This window comes from Saccharopolyspora sp. 7B (assembly GCF_020177435.1).
Classification (GTDB): domain Bacteria; phylum Actinomycetota; class Actinomycetes; order Mycobacteriales; family Pseudonocardiaceae; genus Saccharopolyspora_C; species Saccharopolyspora_C gregorii.
Map to the genome: position 1 here is coordinate 1 of NZ_JAIUKC010000160.1, position 19,682 is coordinate 19,682.

The 19,682-nt window shown below is 72.8% G+C and carries 18 protein-coding genes; 8 read left to right on the forward strand and 10 right to left on the reverse strand.

From position 1 onward, the window contains the following. Positions 1 to 124: 124 nt before the first annotated feature. On the reverse strand, positions 125 to 1,270 hold the full coding sequence (gene hppD / locus LCD33_RS22715; protein WP_224968532.1) for a 4-hydroxyphenylpyruvate dioxygenase: 1,146 nt from the start codon (positions 1,268 to 1,270) through the stop codon (positions 125 to 127). A gap of 216 nt (positions 1,271 to 1,486) precedes the next feature. Here hppD and LCD33_RS22720 point away from each other — a divergent pair, with 216 nt between their 5' ends. After that, on the forward strand, positions 1,487 to 1,975 hold the full coding sequence (locus tag LCD33_RS22720; protein ID WP_224960260.1) for an Lrp/AsnC family transcriptional regulator: 489 nt from the start codon (positions 1,487 to 1,489) through the stop codon (positions 1,973 to 1,975). A 545-nt stretch (positions 1,976 to 2,520) separates the two neighbouring features. Here LCD33_RS22720 and greA read toward each other — a convergent pair. Both greA and LCD33_RS22730 read right to left on the reverse strand, forming a co-directional pair. After that, entirely contained in the window at positions 2,521 to 3,009 is a 489-nt protein-coding gene (greA, locus tag LCD33_RS22725; RefSeq protein ID WP_224960259.1) for a transcription elongation factor GreA, read from the reverse strand. 187 nt (positions 3,010 to 3,196) lie between these two features. Then, positions 3,197 to 3,631: a DUF4307 domain-containing protein gene (locus LCD33_RS22730; protein ID WP_224968524.1), complete on the reverse strand. Its 435-nt coding sequence runs from the start codon at positions 3,629 to 3,631 to the stop codon at positions 3,197 to 3,199. Between the two features lie 183 nt (positions 3,632 to 3,814). On the opposite strand from LCD33_RS22730, the gene mca reads away from it, so the two are divergent. The 3 genes from mca to LCD33_RS22745 all read left to right on the forward strand — a co-directional run bounded on the left by mca (position 3,815) and on the right by LCD33_RS22745 (position 7,290). Then, positions 3,815 to 4,696 carry a mycothiol conjugate amidase Mca gene (mca, locus tag LCD33_RS22735; RefSeq protein WP_224960257.1) on the forward strand — a complete coding sequence of 294 codons (882 nt, stop codon included), beginning with the start codon at positions 3,815 to 3,817 and terminating at the stop codon, positions 4,694 to 4,696. Beyond that, entirely contained in the window at positions 4,693 to 5,052 is a 360-nt protein-coding gene (locus tag LCD33_RS22740) for a hypothetical protein (protein WP_224960256.1), read from the forward strand. The genes mca and LCD33_RS22740 overlap by 4 nt, the downstream gene beginning before the upstream one ends. A 222-nt stretch (positions 5,053 to 5,274) precedes the next feature. Continuing rightward, the gene (locus LCD33_RS22745) at positions 5,275 to 7,290 is read left to right on the forward strand and encodes a thioredoxin domain-containing protein (RefSeq protein ID WP_224968526.1); all 2,016 of its coding nucleotides are present in this window, start codon (positions 5,275 to 5,277) and stop codon (positions 7,288 to 7,290) included. A gap of 18 nt (positions 7,291 to 7,308) precedes the next feature. On the opposite strand, the gene LCD33_RS22750 is transcribed toward LCD33_RS22745, so the two are convergent. Then, on the reverse strand, positions 7,309 to 7,935 hold the full coding sequence (locus tag LCD33_RS22750; RefSeq protein WP_224960263.1) for a hemolysin III family protein: 627 nt from the start codon (positions 7,933 to 7,935) through the stop codon (positions 7,309 to 7,311). A gap of 201 nt (positions 7,936 to 8,136) precedes the next feature. Here LCD33_RS22750 and LCD33_RS22755 point away from each other — a divergent pair, with 201 nt between their 5' ends. Beyond that, positions 8,137 to 8,913: an isoprenyl transferase gene (locus tag LCD33_RS22755; RefSeq protein WP_224960253.1), complete on the forward strand. Its 777-nt coding sequence runs from the start codon at positions 8,137 to 8,139 to the stop codon at positions 8,911 to 8,913. A gap of 108 nt (positions 8,914 to 9,021) precedes the next feature. On the opposite strand, the gene LCD33_RS22760 is transcribed toward LCD33_RS22755, so the two are convergent. Together LCD33_RS22760 and LCD33_RS22765 are read right to left on the reverse strand one after the other, a co-directional pair. Next, the gene (locus tag LCD33_RS22760) at positions 9,022 to 9,270 is read right to left on the reverse strand and encodes a hypothetical protein (protein ID WP_224960252.1); all 249 of its coding nucleotides are present in this window, start codon (positions 9,268 to 9,270) and stop codon (positions 9,022 to 9,024) included. Positions 9,271 to 9,537: 267 nt separating this feature from the next. Beyond that, positions 9,538 to 9,786, reverse strand: a complete 249-nt coding sequence (locus LCD33_RS22765; protein WP_224960251.1) for a hypothetical protein — start codon at positions 9,784 to 9,786, stop codon at positions 9,538 to 9,540. Positions 9,787 to 10,093: 307 nt separating this feature from the next. Here LCD33_RS22765 and LCD33_RS22770 point away from each other — a divergent pair, with 307 nt between their 5' ends. Both LCD33_RS22770 and LCD33_RS22775 read left to right on the forward strand, forming a co-directional pair. Next, a complete protein-coding gene (locus tag LCD33_RS22770) occupies positions 10,094 to 11,257 on the forward strand; it encodes a DUF885 domain-containing protein (protein WP_224968528.1) in 1,164 nt (387 codons plus the stop codon). A 656-nt stretch (positions 11,258 to 11,913) separates the two neighbouring features. Further along, the gene (locus tag LCD33_RS22775; RefSeq protein ID WP_258349496.1) at positions 11,914 to 13,191 is read left to right on the forward strand and encodes a PhoH family protein; all 1,278 of its coding nucleotides are present in this window, start codon (positions 11,914 to 11,916) and stop codon (positions 13,189 to 13,191) included. Positions 13,192 to 13,240: 49 nt separating this feature from the next. Here LCD33_RS22775 and LCD33_RS22780 read toward each other — a convergent pair whose 3' ends face one another. From LCD33_RS22780 to LCD33_RS22795, 4 genes are all read right to left on the reverse strand, one after another. Beyond that, the gene (locus tag LCD33_RS22780) at positions 13,241 to 14,680 is read right to left on the reverse strand and encodes a GuaB1 family IMP dehydrogenase-related protein (protein ID WP_224960248.1); all 1,440 of its coding nucleotides are present in this window, start codon (positions 14,678 to 14,680) and stop codon (positions 13,241 to 13,243) included. A 234-nt stretch (positions 14,681 to 14,914) separates the two neighbouring features. After that, positions 14,915 to 15,340: a DUF4288 domain-containing protein gene (locus tag LCD33_RS22785; protein ID WP_224960247.1), complete on the reverse strand. Its 426-nt coding sequence runs from the start codon at positions 15,338 to 15,340 to the stop codon at positions 14,915 to 14,917. Further along, positions 15,337 to 16,878, reverse strand: coding sequence for an ATP-dependent DNA ligase (locus LCD33_RS22790; RefSeq protein ID WP_224968899.1), 1,542 nt, complete (start codon positions 16,876 to 16,878; stop codon positions 15,337 to 15,339). Before LCD33_RS22790 ends, LCD33_RS22785 begins: the two co-directional genes overlap by 4 nt. A 153-nt stretch (positions 16,879 to 17,031) precedes the next feature. Beyond that, entirely contained in the window at positions 17,032 to 18,426 is a 1,395-nt protein-coding gene (locus LCD33_RS22795; RefSeq protein WP_224960243.1) for a class II fumarate hydratase, read from the reverse strand. Positions 18,427 to 18,590: 164 nt separating this feature from the next. On the opposite strand from LCD33_RS22795, the gene LCD33_RS22800 reads away from it, so the two are divergent. Next, entirely contained in the window at positions 18,591 to 19,562 is a 972-nt protein-coding gene (locus LCD33_RS22800; RefSeq protein WP_224968894.1) for an NAD(P)/FAD-dependent oxidoreductase, read from the forward strand. Positions 19,563 to 19,682: the final 120 nt, after the last annotated feature.

The following is a 19,682-nucleotide window of genomic DNA, read 5'->3' on the forward strand; positions in this document are numbered from 1 at the left end:
CCCCGCCCCCCCGGGGCGCCGCCCCCCCGCCGCGGGCGGCCCCGCCCGCCCCCCGCCCCGCCCCCCCCCCCCCGCGCGGGGGGCGGCGCCGCCCCCCGCGCCCCCCCCCCCCCCACGCCCGGCGTCACAGGTTGCCGCGCAGGTCCTGCTCCCGCTCGATGGCCTCGAACAGCGCCTTGAAGTTGCCCTTGCCGAAGCCCAGCGAGCCGTGCCGCTCGATGAGCTCGTAGAACACCGTCGGCCGGTCCCCGATCGGCTTGGTGAAGATCTGCAGCAGGTACCCGTCCTCGTCGCGGTCCACGAGGATGCCGTGCTCCTTCAACGTCTCGATCGGCAGCCGCACCTGCCCGATGCGGGCCCGCAGCTCCGGGTCGTCGTAGTAGGAGTCCGGCGTGCTCAGGAACTCCACGCCTGCGGCGCGCATCGCGGTGATGGTGCCGAGGATGTCCCCGGTGGCGAGCGCGATGTGCTGGCAGCCGGCGCCCCGGTAGAACTCCAGGTACTCGTCGATCTGCGACTTCTTGCGCCCGGCCGCGGGTTCGTTGAGCGGGAACTTCACCCGGTGGTTGCCGTTGGCGACGACCTTGCTCATCAGCGCCGAGTACTCGGTGGCGATGTCGTCGCCCACGAACTCGGCCATGTTCACGAAGCCCAGCACCCGGTTGTAGAAGCCGACCCACCGGTCCATCTCGCCGAGCTCGACGTTGCCGACGCAGTGGTCCACGGCCTGGAACAGCCGCTTCGGCGCGCCCGCCGGTTTGGTGTAGCCGCCGCTGCGCGCCACGTACCCGGGCAGGTAGGGCCCGGTGTAGCGGCTGCGGTCGATCAGCGTGTGCCGCGTTTCGCCGTAGGTGGCGATGGCGGCCATCCGCACCACGCCGTGCTCGTCGGAGCGCTCGTGCGGTTCGTCGAGGACGGTGGCCCCTTGGGAGCGGGCGTGCTCCACGCAGCGGTCCACGTCCTGCACCTCCAGCGCCAGGTCGACGACGCCGTCGCCGTGCGCCCGGTGGTGGTCGGCGAGCGGGCTGTCCGGGTCGACCGCGCCGAGCAGCACGAACCGGGCCGAGCCGGACTTGAGCACGTACGCCTTGTGGTCCCGCTCGCCCTGCTCCGGGCCGCGGTAGGCGACGAGCTCCATGCCGAACGCGACCTGGTAGAACAACGCGCTCTGGGTGGCGTTGCCGACGACGAACACGACCGCGTCCATCGCCCGCACGGGGAACGGGTCGCGGCTGGAGTCGTGGTCGACGAGGCCGACGAGCCTGCGCATCTGGTCGAAGGTGACGTCGTCGAGCTTGCCGGTGCTGCCGATCTCGCCGTGGTCAACGGTGCCGGTCACGGTGCCTCCCTGCGTTGTGCGAGGTGTGTGTCACGAAGGGTGAGGTCATCAGGCATGCTGCACAAGGGACGTCGAGTTCACTGGACAACATGTCCGGTCGAGCGGCGGCGGTGCTCGGCAGGTCGGTCAAGTTGCGCAGGAGGATCGGTGGAGCACGAGGACTCGGAGCTGGACGCGCTCGACGCCCGGCTGCTGCTGTTGCTGGCCGACGAACCCCGCCTCGGGGTGCTGGAGTGCTCGCGGCGGCTCGGCGTCGCCCGCGGCACCGTGCAGGCCCGGCTGGACCGGATGCGGCGGCGCGAGGTGCTGCGCGGCTTCCCGCCGGACCTGGACCTGGCGGCGATGGGCTACGGGCTGACCGCGTTCGCGGTGCTGGAGATCGCGCAGGGGCAGCGGGACGCGGTGGTGCGGCGGCTGGCCGCGATCGACGAGGTGTGCGAGGTGCAGACCACCACCGGCGAGGGCGACCTGTGGGTGCGGGTGGTGGCGCGGTCCAACGCCGACCTGCAGCGGGTGATCGACGAGGTGGTGGCCGCGCCGCAGGTGCTGCGGACCTCCACGTCGATCGCGCTGTCCACCCCGGTGCCGCCGCGGGTGCGTCCGCTGCTGGAGCGGTTGGCGGGGGAGGAACCGTGACGGGCCGCGGTGGATTCCCGGCGGGTGCCGCGCCGGTCGTTCTCGGAACGGGGTGAATTCACCTGTCCGGACAAATGGGCCGATCCGGGCGATGACCTTCCCGGGGGTGCCGGAACCCGATCCGCCCGGTCAGCGCCCTCCTGGAACGGAGCTGGTCCGGCCCGGGTCCGGGGACCGCGCCGCCGCGGGGCACGGCGCTCCCCGCACGGCCCGGTGCGCGGAACTCCGTGCGGCGCGGGCGGATCGGCCGTCTGCGGCCGCGCCGCGGCGGCGGGCGCGCGCATGCCGGCGCCATTCGTGAAAACCGAATTCGACGCGCGGAAAAATGGAACGAGAAATGCGCGGGGATGAATGGGTTCGATTCGGCGGAGAATCCGGCCGGAACCAGCGGGCGCCGGTCCTCGAGTGCGCATCGCGGCTCGCTCCGGGTAATGGGGGCGTTGTGCGCGGAGGTGCGCGTCGCTCGACGAGGGCCGTGCGCGGCGATAAAGCGGGGCCGATATGCGGAGCGGGCGTGGTCGGAGCACGCCCGCCTCCGCTATTGCTCAGCCGGAGAAGGGCTCGGCCTGGACCAGGGTCACCTTCATGGTGCCGCCGTTGGGCAGCTCGTACTCCCGGGTCTCGCCTTCCTTGGCGTCCAGCAGCGCCTGGCCCAGCGGGGAGCTGGGGGAGTAGACCTCCAGGTCGCCGTGCGCGCCCTCTTCCCGGTTGGCCAGCAGGAACTTCTCGGTGTCGTCCTCACCGTCGTAGCGGACGGTCAGCACGGAGCCGGGCTTGGCCACGCCGGACTCGGTGGGCACGTCGCCGACCTGCGCGGTCCGCAGCAGCTCCTGGAGCTGGCGGATGCGCGACTCGAGCTGGCCCTGCTCCTCGCGGGCGGCGTGGTATCCGCCGTTCTCCTTGAGGTCGCCTTCCTCCCGGGCCTCGTTGATCTTCGCGGCGATCACCGGGCGGTTGGCCACGAGCTCGTCGAGCTCGCCCTTGAGCCGCGCATAAGCATCCTGGGTCAGCCAGGTCACCTGGGTATCGCTCACGGTCACCACTCCTCGTCGACGGCGACCCGCCTTCCGCGGGCCGACTACTTCCGTCCTCGCGAATTCCGGGTACTGCTAGGAACGGAAAAAACACGGCCCGCGCGGGACCGTGCTGGCGTTGACGATAGCACAAATCAGCCCACCGATGGAGTGCATTTTCTCAGCATCCGGGGCCGTTAGGTCTTGTTCACCCGGTTGGCCGCTGGTGGGTGGACAAATATTCAGGAACGCGGTAGGTGCAGCCGTACACCTCCCCGATGGTCGCTCGATGAGAGGTGCGCAGCACCGTGCCCTGCTGGACCGTTCCGGTGGCGGGCGGCACGAAGATCTCTTTCCGCCCGACCTCTTCGCCGGACTCGGCGCGCGCCCGGATCACGCACGCGGCCGGCCGCGCCGGATCGTCGCGCCGGACCTCGGCGGTGACGTGGACCGAGCCGTCGTCGATCACCTCGAACGCGACCTGCTTGCCCTCGATCGGGGCGCTGCCCAGGTTCTGGTACCCCAGCAGCGCCACCCCGAGCAGCACCACGGCGGCGAGGATCCCGAGCCCCCAGCGGACCGCCGGCGGAGCGGTGCGACGGGCCCGTGACCCGTACCGCCCTGCGGGGACCTGGTTGCTCACCGCGCGCCGCCTCCCTGCTCCGATCGGGGTCGGCCGGATCGGACGATGCCTGCCCGGCCGTTCGAGGATGTCGGCCCGTTGGGAACAATGGGTGGCGACACCCGCGTTGAGTATCCCTGTGGGTGTCCGGCCGGCGAAGAGCGGGGCCGGGTGTGACGTGAGCGGGAAAGGAACATGCCTCCGATGGCCGAGAAGCTGCGTCTGATGACGGTGCACGCGCACCCGGACGACGAGTCCAGCAAAGGTGCGGCGACCACCGCGCGCTACGTGGCGGAAGGTCACGACGTGATGGTCGTCACCTGCACCGGCGGTGAGGCCGGCAGCATCCTGAACCCGGCCATGGAACGACCGGACGTGCTGGCGAACATGCCCGAGATCCGCCGCGCCGAGATGGCCAAGGCCGCCGAGATCCTCGGCGTGCAGCACCGCTGGCTCGGCTACGTCGACTCGGGCCTGCCCGAGGGCGACCCGCTGCCGCCGCTGCCGGAGGGCTGCTTCGCCACGGTGGACCCGGCGCTGCCGACCGCCGACCTGGTCGCGCTGCTGCGCGAGTTCCGCCCGCACGTCGTCATCACCTACGACGAGAACGGCGGCTACCCGCACCCGGACCACATCCGCTGCCACGAGGTGTCGATGGCGGCGTTCGACGCGGCGGGCGACCCGGAGCTGTACCAGGACGCGGGCGAGCCCTGGCAGCCGCTGAAGCTGTACTACTCGCACGGCTTCTCCCGGAAGAAGATGCAGCTGTTCCACGACGCGCTGCTGGAGCGCGGCCTGGAATCGCCCTACGGCGACTGGCTGGCCAAGTGGGACGGCACCCGTCCGGACACCGACGAGCGGGTCACGACCCGCGTCGAGTGCGGGGCATACTTCGAGGCGCGGGACGACGCGCTGCGCGCGCACGCGACCCAGATCGACCCGGACAGCCGGTGGTTCGCGGTTCCGCTGGACATCCAGCGAGCGCTGTGGCCGACCGAGGACTACGAGCTGGTGCGCTCCCTGGTCGATTCGACGTTGCCGGAGGACGACCTGTTCTCCGGCGTGCGGGAGAAGGTGTCGGCATGAACGCGCACGAGGCGCTGACCTGGGTGGTCGCGCAGGCGCCCGCTCCGCCGGCGGACCCGGGCGGCCAGGGCGAGGACTTCGGCAAGTCCTCGCCGGTGGGGCTGTTGCTGCTGGTGCTGTTCGCCATCGCGGTGGCGTTCCTGATCCGTTCGATGACCAAGCACCTGAAGAAGCTGCCCACCAGCTTCGACGAGCAGCGCGCCGCCCAGGCCGCCCCGGCCCGGGCCCGCCGCGCCGAGGCGGCCGCGGAACCCGCCGACTCCGCCGACGAGGCGGACTCCGCTGCCGGCGGGGCACCGGAGGCGGCCGGGGAAACGCCGGTCGAACCCGGACGCGGTGGTGCGTCCGGCCGTTGACCTCGGGCGGTGCCGTGCCGGCGCGGGGCCGGTCGCTTCCGGTCCGGGGCGTCGGCGGCTGAATCGCGCCCGCGCGGTGGCGGTCGACCGGTGTCCCGCTCCGGCGTCGGCTTCGCGGCCACAGCGGGGGTGACCTCCCGGTCGGCGGAGCCCCGCGGTGCCGTGATCCGTTCCTCGTCGGTGGTGGGTGCGGCGATCATCGGCGGGTGGGAGGCTGGCGGCATGAACCGGCTTGCGGACGCGACCAGCCCCTACCTGCTGCAGCACGCGGACAACCCCGTGCAGTGGTGGCCCTGGACGCCGGAGGCGTTCGAGGAGGCCCGCCGCCGGGACGTGCCGGTGCTGCTGTCGGTCGGCTACGCCGCCTGCCACTGGTGCCACGTGATGGCGCACGAGTCGTTCGAGGACGCCGAGATCGCGGCCGCGATGAACGAGCACTTCGTGAACATCAAGGTGGACCGGGAGGAGCGCCCGGACGTCGACTCGGTCTACATGGAGGCGACGCAGGCCATGACCGGGCAGGGCGGCTGGCCGATGACCTGCTTCCTGACCCCGGACGGCGAACCGTTCCACTGCGGCACCTACTACCCGCCGAAGCCGCTGCACGGCATGCCCTCGTTCCCGCAGCTGCTGGAGGCGGTGGCCTCCGCCTGGTCCGAGCGCGGTGCGGAGGTGCGCGCGGCCGCGACCCGGGTCGTCGAGCAGCTGGCTTCCCAGCCGTCGGCGCTGCCCGAGGCGGGGGTGGACGACGCGGCGCTGGACGCGGCGGTGTCCCGGCTGGGCTCCGAGTTCGACGCGGTGCACGGCGGGTTCGGGGACGCCCCGAAGTTCCCGCCGTCGATGGTGCTGGAGTTCCTGCTCCGCCACCACGAGCGGACCGGTTCCGCCGAGGCGCTGCGCCTCGCCACCTCGACCGCGGGGGCGATGGCCCGCGGCGGCCTGTACGACCAGCTCGCGGGCGGTTTCGCGCGTTACAGCGTCGACGCCGCGTGGGTGGTGCCGCACTTCGAGAAGATGCTCTACGACAACGCGCTGCTGCTGCGCGCGTACGCGCACCTGGCCCGCCTGGACGTGGACGCGTCGGGGCTGGCGCGTCGGGTCGCCCGGGAGACCGCCGAGTTCCTGCTGCGCGACCTGCGCACCTCCGACGGCGCGTTCGCCGCCTCCCTCGACGCCGACACCGAGGGCGTGGAGGGGCTGACCTACGTGTGGACGCCGGAGGAGCTGGTGGCGGTGCTCGGCGAGCAGGACGGCCGGTGGGCCGCGGAACTGCTCGTCGTCACTCCGGAGGGCACCTTCGAGCAGGGCGCGTCCACGCTGCGGCTGCCCGCCGACCCGGACGACGTGGAGCGGTGGCGGCGGGTGCGCGACGTCCTCGCCGAGGCCCGTTCGCGCCGTCCGCAGCCGGGCATCGACGACAAGGTCGTCACCTCGTGGAACGGCATGGCGCTGACCGCGCTGGTGGAGGCCGCCGCGGCCCTCGACGAGCCGCAGTGGGTGCAGGACGCGCGCCGCGCCGCGGAGCTGCTGGTGCAGCGGCACGTGGTGGACGGACGGTTGCGCCGCAGCTCCCGCGACGGCGTGGTGGGGCAGGCGGCGGGCGTGCTGGAGGACCACGGCTGCCTGGCCGAGGGCCTGCTCGCGCTGCACCAGGCCACGGGTGAGCAGAGCTGGCTGGACGCCGCGTGCGCCCTGCTGGACACGGCGCTGCAGCAGTTCGCCGACCCGGAGCACCCGGGTTCCTTCTTCGACACGGCGGCGGACGCGGAAGCGCTGGTGCGCAGGCCGTCCGATCCGACGGACAACGCGAGCCCGTCCGGTGCGTCCGCGACCGCGGCGGCCCTGCTGACCGCGGCCGCGCTGGCCGGACCGGACCGCGCGACCCGCTACCGGGCGGCCGCCGAGCAGGCGCTGTCCCGGGCCGGGCTGCTGGTCCAGCGCGCGCCGCGCTTCGCCGGGCACTGGCTGGCGGCGGCGGAGGCGCTGTCGCACGGCCCGGTGCAGATCGCGGTGGCGGGCGCCGAGGCGGCGGAGCGCGCGGACCTGCTGGCGGTGGCCCGCCGGAACGCCCCCGGCGGCGCGGTGGCCGTGGCCGGCCCGCCGGACGCCGCCGCGGTGCCGCTGCTGGCGGGGCGCGGTCTCGTGGACGGGGCCACCGCCGCGTACGTGTGCCGCGGCTACGTCTGCGACCGCCCGGTCACCTCGGCCGAGGACCTGGTGGCCGCGCTGGCCCGCTGAGCAGCGGGCGGTGGTGGCTCAGGCGTACAGCGCCAGCCAGATCGACACGTGGTGGCAGATCGCCGCCACGGTCACCGCCGCGTGGAAGAACTCGTGGTAGCCGAAGGTCTTCGGCCACGGGTCCGGCCACCGGCTCGCGTAGCAGATCGCGCCCAGCGAGTAGAGCACGCCGCCGACCACCAGCAGCACGAACGCCGCCACGCCCGCGTGGACCAGCAGCTCCGGCAGCACGAACACGGCGACCCAGCCGAGCGCGAGGTAGACCGGCACGCCCACCCAGCGCGGCCCGTTCGGCCACGCCAGCTTCAGCACCACGCCGCCGAGCGCGCCGCCCCACACCACGGCGAGCACGACGGCTCCGGTGGTCGGCTGCATCGCCAGCATCGCGAACGGCGTGTAGGTCCCCGCGATGAACAGGAAGATCATCGAGTGGTCGAGGCGGCGCATCCAGGTCCGCGCGCCCACCGAGTTCCACGTCTTGCGGTGGTACAGCGCGCTGACCCCGAACAGGCCGAGCACGGTGGCCACGTACACGGAGGTCCCCAGTGCGGCGGAGGCACCCACGGTGGCGGCGGCCAGGGAGATCAGCGTGGCACCCGAGGCCACTGCTCCCACCAGTGACCAGAGGTGGATCCAGCCGCGCATCCGCGGCTTGATGGAGGCGGTGCTGCGTCGAGCGGTCAAGGCGCTAGTCACGACCGCAAGATTACGGGACCGTAGGTTCTGCGCAGTCCCCCGATGGCGGTGACGTCCGTTGCAGCCCGCGGCAGCGTTCGGAGCAGCGCGGTCCGCATTCGACGGAGGGACCGTCGGGGCTGCGCAGGGGCCCGCGTACTCTCAGGGAGCGTGGCGCTCAAGGTTCGTCTGCGGGAACTCATCTACGACGTGTACGAGCGACGGCTGCGCCGTCAGCTCAGAGGTGCCAGAGCACCCAGGCACGTGGGCGTGATCCTCGACGGGAACCGCCGCTGGGCCAAGGAGGCCGGGCTCGACATCGCGCACGGCCACCGCGCCGGTGCGCGCAAGATCAGCGAGCTGCTCGGCTGGTGCCGGGAAGCCGATGTCGAGGTCGTCACGCTGTGGCTGCTCTCCACCGACAACCTGAACCGCAGCAGCGCCGAGCTGGACGCGCTGCTGGAGATCATCGCCGGGGTGGTGGACGAGCTCACCGACGCGGCCAACCCGTGGCGGGTGCGGATCGTCGGCGCGCTGGACATGCTCCCCACCGAGACGGCGGCCCGGTTGTCGGCCGCCGCGCTGCGGACCGAGGGTCGCACGGGAATGCAGGTGAACGTCGCCGCCGGTTACGGCGGGCGGCAGGAGATCGCCGACGCGGTGCGCAAGCTGCTGCAGCAGCACGCGGAGGCGGGCACCACCATCGAGGAGCTCGCGGAGTTCCTCACCGTCGACCACATCTCCGAGCACCTCTACACCTCGGGCCAGCCCGACCCGGACCTGTTGATCCGGACTTCCGGGGAGCAGCGGTTGTCCGGGTTCATGCTGTGGCAGTCCGCGCATTCGGAGTTCTGGTTCTGCGAGGCGTACTGGCCGGCGTTCCGGCGCGTCGACTTCCTGCGCGCGTTGCGCGAGTATTCGGCGCGGCACCGCCGCTACGGCGGCTGAAGACCACGGCGGTTGAAGACCGCCCGGGCTGGTCCCGCACCAGGACAGCGAAAAGGCCAGGTCCCGAAGGGCCTGGCCTTTTCATGCATCCACACGAGCGCCTGTGTGTCAGCCCTTGACCGAGGGGTGGTCGACGACCGGGGCGTTGACGCACTGGCTGGTCTGCGGCGACAGGACCGGCACGACCGCACCCAGCACGGCGACGTTGTTGCCGCAGAGCTGCACCGGCACGGCGCTGATGTTGTTGTCGTCGAGCAGGTTGACGCCGTCGTTGTCGGCGCTGTCCGCGTTGGCGATGGGGGCGAGGGCCATCAGGCCTGCCGCCGCACCGGCGACGACCACTGCCTTCTTCAGCATTGCGTTCACTCTCCTTGTGTATTGCCGCGGGATGCCCCGAAGCGGCACGATTACCGGTGTGCGAACACGTGGGTTGACCGGTTCGGGGCGAACGAGATGTCGCCGGAGAATGGCTTCCGCTCGAAAAGGTCCAAGTGGATTCCGGGTCCGTCGGCGACGTTACCTCGAAAACAGGTGGTTCGGCGAATTCGACACGCTCGGAGCGAATTGAGATCGTCTCTCGCGGACCGCTCCGGTGGAATGCGCCGGCTACCGGGTGGTGCCGTTTCAGCCCTTGGCGGACGGGTGGTCCACGACCGGCGCGTTGACGCAGTCGCTGGTCTGCGGCGACAGGATCGGCACGACGGCGCCGAGGACCGCGACGTTGTTCCCGCAGGCCTGGACGGGCAGCACGCTGAGGTTGTTGTCGTTCAGCAGGTTGACGCCGTCGTTGTCCGCGCTGTCCGCGTTGGCGATCGGTGCCAGCGCCATCAGACCCGCCGCCGCACCGGCGACGACCACTGCCTTCTTCAGCACTTGGATGCTCCTTGTTGTTTCGGGTGTGGCGGTCGCGGTCCCTCGTTCACGAGCACCCCGGAAGTTCGCCCAGGGAGGCGACCGCGAAAAAAACCTAACCATTCCTGAAGGTGTAAGCACAGCTGGTTAACACCATCGTGTAAGCAAATCTTTTGCCCCTCAAGTCGGTGCGCCGGTGCGGAACCCGGCTACTCGCCGGTAAGGAATCGTGCTCCATAACATCAGTCGGGCGGGATTCGCGATCCGGGTTCCGCGGAATGGTCCCGAAAGCCTTTCGTCGCAGCTAGCGAGGTCGTACCGTCCGGTGGTGGACGCCGCCGAGCTGGTTCGCGAGTACGTGCGGCTCGGGCTGCGGATCGGGCGGCTCGACCCCGGTTCCGCGAGTGCCCGCGCCGTCGAACGGCGATCGCGCAGCGTCATCGATCGCGAGCCCGTATCAGCCCCTGGTGTACTTGCAGAACGAGCCGCGTTGTTGTGCGCGGTCGTCCCCGATGTCGGGTTCGTCCCCGCGCGGGCCGCGTTCCTGTCCGGGCAGCTGGCCGCGCTGGAGTGCCGCGCGCACCGGCTCGCCGGGTGGCGGACGTCGTTCCGGGCGGAGGCCGCGGCGTGCTTCGGGCTCCGCGTCGAGTTCGGCGAACCGGACCGGTACCGCAGCGCGCACGCGGAGCTGGCGGAGCTGCTGCCCGGCTCGGGTCCCCCGGCGGACCGGCTGGCGCTGCTGGCGGCGCGGGAACGGGTGCCGCCGACGCGGCTGGCGCGCGGGGTCGCCGCGCTCTCCCGCGCGTTGCGCGCTCGGGTGCGGGCCGAGCCGGGGCTGCCGGTGCAGGAGGGCGTCGACTACCGCTACGTCCGGGGCCGCTCGTGGTCGGCGCTGCACCGCTACCTCGGCGACTTCCGGTCGCTGGTCGCGGTGGACCCGGACCGGCAGGTGTGGGCGGGGCGGCTCCCGGGGCTGGTCGCGCACGAGTCCTACCCGGGCCACCACGCGGAGCACTGCCGCAAGGAGCGGGTGCTGGTCGGCGCCCGCGGCTGGTCCGAGCACGGCGTCGAGGTGCGGGACAGCCCGCAGTCGCTGCTCGCGGAGGGGATCGCCGAGTCGGGGCTGCGCATCGCGGTCGGCCCCGGCTGGGGCCGCTGGGCGCAGGAGGTGCTGGCGGAGGTGGGCATCGCCTTCGACGGGGACCGGGCGGAGCGGGTGCTCGACGCGCTGGACGGGCTGCGCCGGGTGCGGTCGGACGCGGCGCTGCTGCTGCACGACGGCCCGGGCCCCGCTGCTGCGGCGGCGCACCTGCGCCGGTGGTCGTGCCTGCCGGAGGAGGGCGTCCGCGCGTTCCTCCGGTTCGCCGCCGACCCGTGCTGGCGGCTGCACGTCGTCACCTACGCGGAAGGGCCGCCGGTGGTCGCCCGCAGGCTCGCCGCGGGAGAAGCGGTGGGGCGGCTGCTGGACGAGCCGTGGGCTCCCGGCGGCTGACCGGTTCGGGCGGCGGTGCGCCGGTTGGGCCGATCGGCGGACCCGGCGAAATCTCGGCGGAAGCCCGAAAAGTCCTGTTGTTCACTCGAACAGACCAAAGTGGACGCTGCGTTGATCACGGCACGTGCGTACGTCCGGGTGGTCGCGACGACGCGCCGCGGAGAAGTCGAACCGACCCGTCCGCGGCGCTGTGACCAGCGAGTCGACCGGTTCCCGGGAACCGCCGAGCGACGGCCGGGTGGCGTCCGGGTGCACCGAATCCGGTGCGCACGTGACACCCGGCTGACGTTCTGGCGAATCACCTGGCTGGTCGCCTGCCCAGAAGCGAATCTCGGAGGTAGCGTCCGAAGTGACGGGTCGACGCGTAAATGGCCCGTCCGGGGAGGCCCTGACCGTGGCTGTTGGCTGGATCGGACGGTACCACCGTCCTCCGTGGTCGCTCGGGGCCGGTGCGCGGCCTCGGTGGCTGCGCCGGACCGCCCGCCGGTCCGGCCAGGCCAGGGCAGGGGCGGCCCGGCCCGCCGACGAGCGGGCGTGTGCCCCACGCCCGCGAGGGAGTAGCCGTGACCACACGACGTTCCCAAGCCGCAGCGGAAACCTCGGCCCAGGCCGAGGACTCCGCAGGCGTCGCAGCCCGAACGGATGTCCGCACGTACGTGCTCGACACCTCGGTGCTGCTGTCCGATCCGTGGGCGATGACCCGGTTCGCCGAGCACCGCGTGGTGCTCCCGCTGGTCGTGATCAGCGAACTCGAAGCGAAGCGGCATCACCCGGAACTCGGCTGGTTCGCCCGCGAGGCCCTGCGGGGCCTCGACGAACTGCGCATCGAGCACGGCCGGCTGGATGCGCCGGTCGAGATCGGTGAGGACGGCGGCACGCTGCACGTCGAGCTCAACCACTCCGATCCGCAGGTGCTGCCGCCAGGTTTCCGCACCGACTCCAACGACGCCCGGATCCTGGCGTGTTCGCTGAACCTCGCCGCCGACGGGCACCGGGTCACGCTGGTCACCAAGGACATGCCGCTGCGGGTCAAGGCTGCTTCGGTGGCGCTGGAAGCCGACGAGTACCGGGCGCAGGACGTGGTGTCCAGCGGCTGGTCGGGCATGGCGGACCTCGACCTGCCGCCGGAGCAGGTGGATGCGCTGTTCAAGGACGGCGAGGCCGACCTCGACGAGGCCAAGGACCTGCCCGCGAACACCGGGCTGCGGCTGCTCGCGGGCACCCAGAGCGCGCTCGGCCGGGTCACCGCGGACAAGCAGGTGAAGCTGGTTCGCGGCGACCGGGAGGCCTTCGGGCTGCACGGCCGCTCCGCCGAGCAGCGCATCGCGCTGGACCTGCTGCTGGACCCGGACGTCGGCATCGTCTCCCTCGGCGGACGCGCGGGCACCGGCAAGTCGGCGCTGGCGCTGTGCGCCGGTCTGGAAGCCGTGCTGGAACGCCAGCAGCACCGCAAGGTCGTGGTCTTCCGGCCGGTCTACGCGGTCGGCGGCCAGGAGCTGGGCTACCTGCCGGGCAGCGAGAACGAGAAGATGCAGCCCTGGGCGCAGGCGGTGTTCGACACCCTCGGCGCGTTGGCCAGCGAGAACGTCCTCGACGAGGTCACCGACCGGGGCATGCTGGAAGTGCTGCCGCTGACCCACATCCGAGGCCGGTCGCTGCACGACTCGTTCGTGATCGTGGACGAGGCCCAGTCGCTGGAGCGCAACGTGCTGCTCACGGTGCTGTCCCGGCTCGGGGCGAACTCCAGGGTGGTGCTGACCCACGACGTGGCGCAGCGGGACAACCTGCGCGTCGGCCGGCACGACGGCGTGGCCGCGGTGATCGAGAAGTTGAAGGGCCACCCGCTGTTCGCGCACATCACGCTGACCCGTTCCGAGCGCTCGCCGGTGGCGGCGCTGGTGACGGAGATGCTGGAGGGGGAGTTCACCCCCTGATGCCCGAACCGGCCGGTGGCGTCCGCGCGGGCGCCCCCCCCCTCCGGGATCACCAGCCGCTGGGCAGCGGGCGTCCCTCGGCGAACCCGGCGGCGGACTGGATGCCCACCAGCGCGCGCTCGTGGAACTCGGCGAGGTTCCGCGCGCCCGCGTAGGTGCAGGAGGAGCGCAGCCCGGAGCTGATCTCGTCCAGCAGGTCCTCCACACCGGGGCGCTTCGGGTCGATCTTCATCCGGGAGCTGGAGATGCCCTCCTCGTAGAGCGCCTTGCGCGCCTGGTCGAAGGCGCTGTCGGTGCGCGTCCGGGCGCCGACGGCGCGCTTGGAGGCCATGCCGAAGGACTCCTTGTAGGCGCGGCCGTGCTCGTCGCGCAGCAGGTCGCCGGGCGATTCGTGGGTGCCGGCGAACCAGGAGCCCACCATCACCGAGGCGGCCCCGGCGGCCAGCGCCAGCGCCACGTCCCGCGGGTGCCGCACGCCGCCGTCGGCCCACACGTGCTTGCCGAGCTCCCGCGCGGCCGCGGCGCACTCGGCGACGGCGGAGAACTGGGGACGGCCGACGCCGGTCATCATCCGGGTGGTGCACATGGCGCCCGGGCCGACGCCGACCTTGATCACGTCCGCGCCGGCCTCGACGAGGTCCCGCACGCCGTCGGCGGTGACCACGTTGCCCGCGACGACCGGCACCGACGGGTCGAGCGCCCGCACCGCGCGCAACGCGCTGATCATCTTCTCCTGGTGGCCGTGCGCGGTGTCCACGACCAGCGCGTCCACCCCCGCCGCGAGCAGCGCGGCCGCCTTGCCCGCCACGTCGCCGTTGACGCCGACCGCGGCGGCGACCCGGAGCCGGCCCGCCCCGTCCAGCGCGGGCGCGTAGATCTCGGCGCGCAGCGAGCCGCGCCCGGTGAGGATCCCGGCGAGCCTGCCGTCTCCGTCGACCGCGAGCACCACCTGCTTGCCCTGGGCGTGCAGCTGCTCGAAGACCTCGCGGGGTTCGGTGCCCAGCGGCAGCACCAGCGGGGTGCGGTCGGCGACCTCGCCGACCCGGGCGAACCGGTCCACGCCGGAGCAGGCGGACTCGTCCACGACGCCGACCGGCCTGCGGTCCTCGTCGACGACCACGACCGCGCCGTGCGAGCGCTTCGGCAGCAGGTTCAGCACGTCCGCGACCGCGTCGTCCGGGCGCAGCACCAGCGGCGTGTCCCAGACCGGGTGCCGGTCCTTCACCCAGGACACGATCTCCGCGACGGCTTCGGGGGCGACGTCCTGCGGCAGGACGGTGATCCCGCCGCGCCGCGCCACCGTCTCCGCCATGCGGCGGCCCGCGACGGCGGTCATGTTGGCGACCACGACCGGGAGCGTGGTGCCCGAGCCGTCGGAGGTCGCGAGGTCGACGTCGAACCGGGACTCGACGCCGGAGCGGCGCGGGGCCAGGAAGACGTCGTCGTAGGTCAGGTCTGTGGAGGGCTGCTGCCCGTTCAAGAACCGCACGAGGTTCCACCCTACGTGCCGGACGGCCCCCACCGGTCGGATCGAGCGAGCCGCCGGTTCTGCGCGGATCATCCGGAAGTGTGGTTGCGGGGGGTTTTCGCCACCAGGCTAGATTGGGGGCAGCTGCGCAAGGTGCGTGGAAGTAAGCTCCAAGTACCGCCGGTTCCCGCGTGCGGCGGCCAATGCCGACCCGCACAACCGAGTGCTCCGCAACCCGAGTCGAGGGACGAGCGGTCAGATCTCCTCGCCGCTGAGCAGGGGTTCGAAGGAGCGGTAGGCGGTGTAGTTGCGGAAGAAGCGGCTGTACAGCTCGGAGCCGTCGTCGAAGGTGGCGTCCTCGACCTTCTTCACCTCGACGAGCTCCTTGAACTTCCAGGTGACGATCTCGCCGTCCTCGTTCGGGTAGCTGGCGGCCTGCTGCTTGCCGCAGTCGACGGCCTTCTCCCGCGCCTCCTCGTCGGATTCGGCCTTGACCAGCACGAACGATTCCTCGTAGAGCTCCGGTTCGGTGGCCGACGCGGAGGAGATCTCGATGAGCAGCACCGCGACGTAGAACTCGGCCTCGGCGGAGGAGGTGCTCGCCTGGAAGTCGCGGGGGTCGATGCTGCCCGAACCGATGTCGATCGAGCCGACCTGCTCGTCGTCGCTGGGGGTGGTCATGGCTCCACCCTCTCATCCGCCGAGGAGGCCCCCGGCAGCATGGCCCGCACCGCGTCGATCGTGTCGGCGGTGGCGGCGTCCTTGTCGGGGCGGTAGCGCAGCACGCGGGCGAAGCGCAGCGCGACCTCGCCGGGGTAGCGGGTGCTGACCTGCACCCCGTCCAGTTCGACCTCCACGACCAGGTCCGGGGCGAGGTGCACGGTACTCCGGTCGCGGTGCGTCTCGTGGCGGGGGAATTCGGCGGTCTGCCAGGCGAGGAGTTCGTCGGTGAGGCCCTTGAACGTCTTGCCCACCATGATCGGCGGTCCGCCCGCCGGGTCGCGGGCGCCGAGGTGCAGGTTGGACAGCGTCCCGCTGCGCCGCCCGTGGCCCCATTCCGCGGCGAGCACCACCAGGTCCAGCGTGTGCGACGGTTTGACCTTGCGCCAGGCCCGGCCGCGCCGCCCCGCCGCGTAGATCGAGTCGAGGTCCTTCACCACGACCCCTTCGTGCCCGGCGTCGAGGGCGTCGTTCAGCAGCGCGTCCGCGTCCTCGGCGTTCCCGGGGCGCACCCCGGGGATGCGGTGCTCGGGTGCGACCCGGGCCAGCGCCGCCAGCCGCCGGTGCAGCGGCTCGTCCACCAGGTCGGCGCCGTCCAGGTGCAGGCAGTCGAAGAAGTGCGGCCGCAGCACCTCGTCGCGCGGACCGCGGGCGCCGAAGCGGGACATCGTCTCCTGGAACGGGCGGGGCCTGCCGGAGTCGGTGAGGGCGAGCGCCTCCCCGTCCAGCACCACCGACGTGCAGGGCAGCGCCAGGCCCAGTTCGACGAGTTCCGGGACCTGCCCGGTGATCTCGCGGAGCGTGCGGGTGAACACCCGGACCTGCTCGCGGTCCCGGTGCAGCTGGATCCGCGCCCCGTCCAGCTTGTGCTCGACCACGCAGTCGCCGAGTTCGCCCAGCGCCGCCGTGAGGGTGTCGGCGGGCGAGGCGAGCATCGGTCGCAGCGGCCTGCCCACTTCGAGTCGGAACTCGGCGAGCGCGGCGGAACCGCCGGTCAGCGCGGCCTCGGCGGTGGCGGGCAGCCGCCCGGAGAGCATGAACGCCCGGAGCACCGCTTCGGCGGGCACGTCGGCGGCGCGGGCGACGGCCGCCAGCAGCACGCCTTCGAGCGCGCCTTGCCGGAGTTCGCCGCCGAGCAGCCGGACCAGGAACCGCTGCTCGTCGGCGGTGGCGCGGCCCAGCAACGCGTGCAGCAGGTCGAGGCGGCGCTGCCCGGATCCGGTGCCGGTGGTGGCGCGCAGCTCGTCGACGGTGGCGGCCACGTCGAGCACGGTCAGTCCGGGGGTCGCGGCGGGTTCGGCGCGCAGCGCGTTCAGCGTGGACCAGCCGACCCCGGCGCGGCCGCCGGGCAGCTCACCGGCGAGCAGCGCGGCGGCGGGCCGGATCTCGGCGCCGCGCAGGCGGGTGAGCAGTTCGGCGAGGGTGCGGATCTTCGCGTTGCGGGCGCGGGTCCCCGCGACCTCGGCGGACGCGGAGACGACTGCGTTCAGCGGCACCATGCGTCCATGGTGCGCGCGGTGCCCCGCAACTCGCCGGAGGAACGGGGAACCGGTGGGGCGGTGCGCGGCGTCGTAGTCGTGATCCGGAACCGCTGGGGGTGCTCCGGATCGGGCCGTGCGCTCGCCGGGTGGCGGTGCGCACGGCCCACCGGCTCACTTGGCCTTGGCCATGCCCAGCACGTCCAGCGCGGTGTCCAGCTGCTCCAGGGTGAGCTTGCCGGAGTCGACGTGGCCGCGTTCGAGGACGACCTCGCGGATGGTGCGGCGCTCCTTGAGGGCCTGCTTCGCGATCGAGGCGGCCTCCTCGTAGCCGATGAAGCGGTTCAGCGGCGTGACGATCGAGGGCGAACCCTCGGCGTACTCGCGGGCGCGCTCGACGTTGGCCTCGACCCCGGCGAACACCTTGTCGGCGAGCAGCCGGGACACGGCGGCGAGCAGCCGCGCGGATTCCAGCACGTTGCGGGCGATCACCGGCAGGTTCACGTTGAGCTGGAAGTTGCCCTGCGCGCCGGCGAACGCGACGGCCGCGTCGTTGCCGATGACCTGCGCGACGACCTGGAGGGTGGCCTCCGGGATCACCGGGTTCACCTTGCCCGGCATGATCGAGGAACCGGGCTGCAGGTCGGGCAGCGCCAGCTCGGCGAGGCCGGTGCGCGGGCCGGACCCGAGCCAGCGCACGTCGTTGGCGATCTTGTTCAGGCTCACCGCGACGGTGCGCAGGTGCCCGGAGGTCTCGACGACGCCGTCCTGGGTGGCCTGCGCCTCGAAGTGGTCGCGGGCCTCGGTCAGCGGCAGTCCGGTGACGCGGGCGAGCTCGGCGGCGACGGCCGCGCCGAAGCCGTCCGGCGCGTTCAGGCCGGAGCCGACGGCGGTGCCGCCGATGGGCAGCTCGCCGAGCCGGTCCAGCCCGGAACGCAGCCGCTCCACGCCGAAGCGCACCTGCGAGGCCCACGCGCCCGCTTCCTGGGCGAGGGTGATCGGCACCGCGTCCATCAGGTGGGTGCGGCCGGACTTGACGACCTCGGCCCACTCGGCGGCGCGGCCCTCGACGACGCCCGCCAGGTGCTCCAGAGCGGGGATGACGTCGGTGAGCACGGCCTCGGTGGCGGCCACGTGGATGGTGGTGGGGAACGTGTCGTTCGAGGACTGCGAGGCGTTGACGTGGTCGTTCGGGTGCACGTCGCGGCCGAGTCCGCGGGTCGCGAGGGTCGCGATGACCTCGTTGGCGTTCATGTTCGACGACGTGCCGGAGCCGGTCTGGAACACGTCGATCGGGAAGTGCGCGTCGTGGTGGCCCTCGGCGACCTCGTCGGCGGCGGTGGCGATGGCCTCGGCCATGTCGGCGTCGAGGATGCCGAGTTCGCCGTTGACCCGCGCGGTGGCGGCCTTGAGCAGTCCGAGGGCGCGGATCTGCGCGCGCTCCAGCCCGCGGCCGGAGATCGGGAAGTTCTCCACGGCGCGCTGCGTCTGCGCGCGGTACAGGGCGTCGGCGGGAACCCTGACCTCGCCCATGGTGTCGTGTTCGATCCGGTAGTCCTGTTCAGCCATGACCGAAGTGTCCACCGCCCGAGCGGGGCCGGTCAGTATGGGGCGGCCCACTTCCGGGCAGTCCTCCGGGTGCTGGACCGAGAAAGGTGACGGAGATCGTCGCCGAGCCGGGCGCGCCGGGCTCGGAGGTGATCCGCGTTGCACCGGCGCGAGCGGGGTGGGGCATGGCCGAGCACGAGGTCGATCTGCTGGTCGTCGGCGCGGGGCCGGCGGGGCTGTTCGCGGCGTACTACGCGGGGTTCCGGGGCCTGTCGGTGGCGGTGGTGGATTCGCTGCCGGAACCGGGCGGGCAGGTCGCGGCGATGTATCCGGAGAAGCTGATCTTCGACGTGCCGGGGTTCCCCGCGGTGCGCGGCCGCGACCTGGCGGCGGCCCTGGTGGAGCAGGCCGCGCCGCGCGAACCGCGCTACCTGCTGGGCAGGGACGCCACCGATCTGTCCGAAGTGGACGGACGGCTACGGGTGCTGGCGGGCCCGGAACCGGTGCGCGCGCGAGCCGTGCTGATCACCGCGGGCATCGGCGAGTTCACGCCCCGGCCGCTGCCCGCGGGCGGGGACTGGCTCGGCAGGGGAGTGGTGCACTTCGTGCCCGACCTGGCGGTGCACCGCGGGCAGGACGTGGTGGTGGTCGGCGGCGGCGATTCGGCGTTCGACTGGGCGCTGGCGCTGCACCCGATCGCGCGCAGCGTGACCCTCGTGCACCGCCGGGCGCGGTTCCGCGCGCACCCGGGCCTGGTGCGGGAGGTCGCCGAGCTCGGCGTCGAGATCATCACCGAGGCGCAGGTGGTGGCGGTGCGCGGGGACTCCGCGGGCGTGCACGAGGTGGAGCTGGCCGTCGGCGAGCGGCGGCGGGTGCTGCCCGCGCGGACCGTGGTCGCCGCGCTCGGCTTCACCGCCTCGCTGGGGCCGATCGAGTCCTGGGGACTGGAGTTGGCCGGGCGCTCGATCCGGGTGGACAGCACGATGCGCACCAACCGGGACCGGGTGTACGCGGCGGGCGACGTGGCCACCTACCCGGGGAAGGTGAAGCTGATCGCCACCGGTTTCGGCGAGGCCGCCACCGCGGTCAACAACCTCGCGGTCGCCCTGGACCCGGCGGCCCACCTCTTCCCGGGCCACTCCTCCGACCGGAGCTGAACGTGGAACGGCCGCCCTCCCCCCCCCGGGGGGGGCGCGGGGGGGGGGGGGGCGGGGGCCGGGGGGGGGGGCGCGGGCCCCCCCCGCCGCCCCCCCCCCGCCGGGGGGGTGGAGGGGGCG